General features: G+C 71.9%; 3 protein-coding genes. All 3 read left to right on the top strand.

Features of this window, described 5'->3' with window-relative positions:
- Nucleotides 1-61: 61 nt before the first annotated feature.
- The 3 genes from LXT13_RS15375 (at nucleotide 62) to LXT13_RS15365 (ending at nucleotide 5,350) form a co-directional block, all read left to right on the top strand.
- Complete coding sequence (locus tag LXT13_RS15375) at nucleotides 62-1,408, top strand: TolC family outer membrane protein (protein WP_233372835.1); 1,347 nt, start codon at nucleotides 62-64, stop codon at nucleotides 1,406-1,408.
- Nucleotides 1,409-1,482: 74 nt separating this feature from the next.
- A complete protein-coding gene (locus LXT13_RS28820; RefSeq protein WP_233372834.1) occupies nucleotides 1,483-3,195 on the top strand; it encodes an HlyD family efflux transporter periplasmic adaptor subunit in 1,713 nt (570 codons plus the stop codon).
- Between the two features lie 4 nt (nucleotides 3,196-3,199).
- Nucleotides 3,200-5,350, top strand: coding sequence for a site-2 protease family protein (locus tag LXT13_RS15365; protein ID WP_233372833.1), 2,151 nt, complete (start codon nucleotides 3,200-3,202; stop codon nucleotides 5,348-5,350).
- Nucleotide 5,351: the final 1 nt, after the last annotated feature.

The raw sequence follows: 5,351 nt of genomic DNA, 5'->3' as shown, positions 1-5,351 counted from the left end.
CGCATTTGCGCATACTCGTGCGCCGGCCTTTTCGGCCGGCGCTTTTCGTTTGGGCCGTCTCTTGATCCGACTCCTGCCTCTGCTTTTCGCGCTGCAGTCGCTGCCCGCCGCCGCGCAGACCCTGCCCGAGCTGGCCACCCGTGCCCTCGACGCCGACCCCGCCGTTCGCGCCAGCAGTGCCTCGCTTCGTGCGGCGGACGAACGGCTGTTCCAGGCCCGGGCGGCCTATGGGCCGACGGCCAACTTCACGGCCACGGGCAGCAATAGCCACTACGCCGAGGCGCCCGGATACACGCGCCGGCCAATCCAGTCGGAGCAGTACGTCGTGCAGGTCAACCAGCCGTTGTGGCGCGGCGCGCTGTACCCGGCGCTGCAGGCCGCCGGCAGCCAGCGCGAGCAGGCCGAGAGCGCGCTGATGCAGGCGCGGCTGGAGGCGCAGCAGCGGCTTGCGGAGGCCGTGCTGGAGGTGTTCAAGGCACGCGACGTGCTGGCCCATGCACAAGCGCTGCGCGAAGCCTACGGCGAGCAGCTGGCGGCGGCACGGCGAGGCTTCCAAGTGGGCCGCGCCGCGGCGCCCGAGGTGCGAGAGGCCGAAGCCCGTGTGGACAGCGCGGTGGCACAGGTGCTCGCTGCCGAGGCCGAGCTGGACCTGCGCCAGCAGGTGCTTGCTGAAATCGCCAATGGGCCGACGCCCGCATTGCTCGCGCGCGCCGTCGCACCGGAGGCCTTGCCGGCGCTGCAGGCTGACGGCGTGCTCGACTGGCTGTCTCGCGCCGAGAGCGACAGCCCGCAGTTGCGCCAGGCGCGGCTGGCCGTCGAGGCTGCCGAGGCCGAGGTGCGCAAGGCCTCGCTGGCGCATGCGCCCACCGTGGACCTGAACGCCAGCTACACACGCTCCAACGACAACGGCACGGTCACGAGCATCTTCCCGCGCCGCGGCAACACCGCCGCCATCGGCGCGACGCTGACCATTCCGCTGTTCGCCAGCGGTGCCACGCAGTCCAAGGTCGTCGAGAACCTCGCGTTGCGCGACAAGGCCGCCGGCGAGCTCGACCTGGCGCGCCGGACCCTCGTCATCGGCGTGCGCCAGGCCTTCGTGTCGACGTTGTCGGCGCTGTCGCAGGCCAAGGCGCTGGCCACTGCCGAGCGCTCGCAGGCACTGTCGGTGCGGGCCAACCAGCGCGGCTTCGAGGTGGGCATCAAGACGAATGCTGATGTGCTGGAGGCGCAGGGCAAGCTGTTCGAGGCGCGCCGCGACCTGTCCCGTGCGCGGCATGACGCGTGGGCGAGTTACTTCAAGCTGCGGGCGCTCGCCGGGCAGCTGGGCGACGCGGACTGGGAGGCGCTGGACGCGCAGCTGGTGGCGCACCAGCCGATGCCGATGGGGCGTGCGAAGGACCGCTCATGAGTGATCCCGCACGGCAGCCCGAAGGGAACGCTCGCGTCCCTCTTGGAGGGTCCCGCGATGCCGAGGGCATACGCGTGAGCGACCACGAAGTCGTCCTGCCGCCGCCGTCGGCCACACCGCAGGCCGCCGAGTTGGCGCCGGCCCTGGCGCTGTGGCTGCAGCGCCTGCATGCCGCGGGGCTGGCCTGCCAGGGCGTCGCGCTGCATGCGGCTGATGCCGCCTGGCGCGCGCCGTTCGAGCGGGCCGACGTGGCCGACGCCTGGGCCGAGGCAAGAGCTCGCGTCACGCGCGACAGCCCGGTGGCGCTGAGCCGCGTCGCCACCGGCGAACTGCTGGTTGCCACGCACCTCGCGCTGCCCAGCGGCCATCCGGGCATCGTCGGCGCGCTGCTGAGCCCACCGCACAACGACCGCAGCCTGCAGCTGCTGCTGTTGTCGCTGGGCTGGCTGCAGCTGACACTGTCGGCCGCGAGTCTCGCGCACAACCAGCGCGCGGCCGAGCTGCTGGAGCTGATGGGCCATGTGGCCTCTCAGCGCAACGCCCGTGCCGCGGCGCAAGACTGGGTCAACCGCACTGCCGCCTGGGCGCGACGCGAACTGGCGCCGGCGTCCGCCTTACAGCTGTCGCTGTTCGAGGCGCGGCAGGACCGCACGCACTGGTGGGTGGCCGCCGACGTGTCCCATGCCGAGACAGCCAGCCCGGCCGTACGCACCGCGGGCGAGGTGGCCCAGCGCGCCTACGTCGAAGGCCGCGAGCTGACCGAGGCCGAGGCCTGGGCGCTGCCGCTGCTTGACCAGGGCGAGGTCGTGGCTGTGCTCGTCGCGCAGGGCGAACTGACACCCGCGGCGCTGCAGGTGCTGCGCACCAGTGCCGCGCTGGCCGAGCCGCTGCTGCGGCACTGGCGCGCGGCGGAGCTGCCGCTGCCGCGCCAGACGTGGCGCGCGTTGCGCCGCATCGGCGGCCGCCTGAGCGGCCCGGGCCACTGGGCCTGGAAGGTCGGCGCCGCCGCGGCGGTGCTGATGCTGGCCGTGCTGGTGGGCGTGCCGGTGGACGACCGCGTCACGGCACACACGGTCATCGAGGGCCGCACGCGGCAGCTCGTCACCGCGCCGTTCGAGGGCTTCATCGCCGAGGCGCTGGTGCGGCCGGGTGACCGCGTACGCCAGGGCCAGGTCTTGCTGCGTCTGGACGACCGGGACTTGGTGCTGGAGCAGGCCAAACTGCGCGGCGAACGCGACCAGGCCGCGGGCAAGCTGCGCCAGGCGATGGCCGACCGTGACGCCGCCAACGTGGCGCTGGCCAGCGCCGAGCTGCAGGGATCGGAAGGCCAACTGGCGCTGGTGGAGGCCAAGCTGGCGCGCACGCGGCTCGTCGCGCCGATGGACGGCCTCGTTGTGACCGGCGACTGGGTGCAGCAGCTGGGCGGCCCGGTGGAACTGGGCAAGGAGATGTTCGAGATCGCGTCCGAAGGCTACCGCGTCGTGCTGCACGTGCCCGAGCGCGACATCGCCCGCGTACGCACCGGCCAGCGCGGCGTGCTGCGGCTGGCCGGCCAGCCTCACGAGGGCCACGACTTCGAGGTCAGCCGCGTGACGGCCACGGCCAGCGTGCAGGACGGCACCAACGGCTTCCGCGCCGAGGCGGCGTGGGTGGGCGAGGTACCGCCGCTGAGCCCCGGCATGCAGGGCGTGGCCAAGGTCGTCGTCGGCAAGTCCAACCTGCTGACGATCTGGACGCGCGAGTCGCTGGACTGGCTCCGCCTCAAGCTCTGGCAGTACTGGATCTGAAGCCATGCAAGCGCTGCTGTCCGAGCACTGGCACGCGCTCCGGCATCTGAGGCCGCGCCTGCGCGACGGCGTGCAGCCGCTGCATCGCCTGTTGCGCGGCAAGCCCTGGGTGTTGCTGTCGGACCCGGTCAGCCAGCGCTTCCACCGCATGACGCCCGAGGTCTGGCGAGTGCTGTCGCTGTGCGATGGCCGTCGGACGCTGGACCAGGTGTGGGACGCTGCCTGCGCCGAAGCCGTCGACGGTGGCGCCAGCATCTCGCAGCACGAGCTGGTGCAGCTGGTGTCGGCCCTGCACAGCAACGACCTACTGCAAACGCAGGTGTCGCCCGATGCCGGCGAGGTGTTCGAGCGCTTCGAGCGGCAGCGCAAGGCGAAGTTCAAGCAGAACTGGCTGAACCTGATGAGCCTGCGGCTGCCGCTGTTCTACCCGGACGGCTGGTTCGACAGGCAGCGGTCGCTGGCGCGAGCGCTATTCAGCACGCCGGTGGCGCTGCTGTGGCTGGTGCTGGTGCTGCCGGCCGCATTCCTCGGCGTACAGCACTGGCACGAACTGACCGAGAACCTGTCGGACCGCGTGCTGTCGGCCAGCAACCTGATGCTGCTGTGGTTCGTCTACCCGGTCGTGAAAGCCATCCACGAATGGGCGCACGGCTTGGCCGTAAAGGCGCGGGGCGGCACGGTACGCGAGATTGGCCTGCTGTTCATCATCTTCACGCCAGTGCCGTACGTAGACGCGACGTCGTCGTACGCGTTCCCATCCAAGTGGGCACGGGCGCAGGTGGCCGCGGCGGGCATCATGGCCGAGCTGGCGCTGGGCGCCGTCGCACTGTACGTGTGGCTGGCGGCCGAGCCCGGGCTGCTCACGGCGGTGGTCTACAACGTCATCCTCATCGCGGGCGTGTCCACCGTGCTCGTCAACGGCAACCCGCTGATGCGCTACGACGGCTACTTCATCGCGACCGACCTGCTGGAGCTGCCCAACCTCGCGCAGCGGGCGCAGAGCTACTGGGTCTACCTGAGCGACCGCTGGCTGTTCGGCGCCAGGGACGCGGAGCCGCCGCTGGCATCCACGGGCGAGCGCTGGATCCTCGCGCTGTACGGCGCCATCGCGCCGGTCTACCGCTTTGTCATCACGGTCGGGCTGATCTGGTTCGTCGCCAGCGAGTACCTACTGGTGGGCGCCGTCATGGCCGTCATGGCGGCATGGCAGGCGCTCGTCATGCCAGTGTGGAAGGCCTGGAAGCACCTGGACGAAGGCGGCTCGCTGGCGCGGCGGCGCGGGCTGGCCAAGCGGCGCACGGCGCTCGGGGTGGCCGGCGTGCTGGCGCTGCTGGGCCTCGTGCCGCTGCCGTTCTACTCCGTGCACCAGGGCGTCGTGTGGCTGCCGGACGAGGCGCTGGTACGCACCGACGCGGCAGGGCAGATCAGCGCGGTGCAGGCCGCTCCGGGCAGCACCGTCGCACGCGCCGCGCCACTGCTCACCATCGACAACCTGCCCTTGAAGGCCGAGCTGGCGCAGGCGGCCGCCGCACTGGCCCAGACCGAAGCCACGCTGCGTCGCGCCGAGGTGGCCGAGCCGGCGCGGGCCATCCCGCTACGCACCGAGCTGGCAGCGCGGCAGAAGCGCTTCGAGCAGGCGAGCGCGCGCGTGGCGGCCTTGAGCGTCACCGCCGGCATGGCCGGCCGCTGGGTGCCAGACGCACCAACCGAGCTGACGGGCCGCGCCGTCAAGCGCGGCGAGCTGCTGGGCTACCTTGTAGCCGGCCCGACGGACCGCGTGCGCGTGGCCGTCACGCAGGAGGACGCCGACCTCGTCAAGCACCGCCTGCAGTCGGTGCAGGTGCGGCTGGTACAGACGCCGCATGCAATGCTGGACGCCCACGTGCGGCGCGAGGTGCCGGGCGGCGGCTTCGAGCTGGTGTCGGCAGCACTCGGCTCCACCGGTGGCGGCGAGATCGCCGTGGACCCGTCCAAGGAAGGCGGCAAGCACAGCTTGCGCCGCGTGTTCGACGTCGAGCTGCAGCTGGACCGCCCCTCGCCCAGCGCCGTGTTCGGCGACAAGGTATGGGTGCGCTTCGACCTGGGCGCCACGCCGCTGGCGGTGCAGTGGCTGCTGCGGCTGCGCCAGGCCTTCCTCGCGCGGTTGAGTGTCTGAC

Origin of the sequence: Pelomonas cellulosilytica, assembly GCF_021353265.1 — a bacterium.
Taxonomy (GTDB): domain Bacteria; phylum Pseudomonadota; class Gammaproteobacteria; order Burkholderiales; family Burkholderiaceae_C; genus Pelomonas; species Pelomonas cellulosilytica.
The sequence above is the reverse complement of the archived record's forward strand: the minus strand, read 5'-3'. Positions and strand labels throughout refer to the sequence as shown.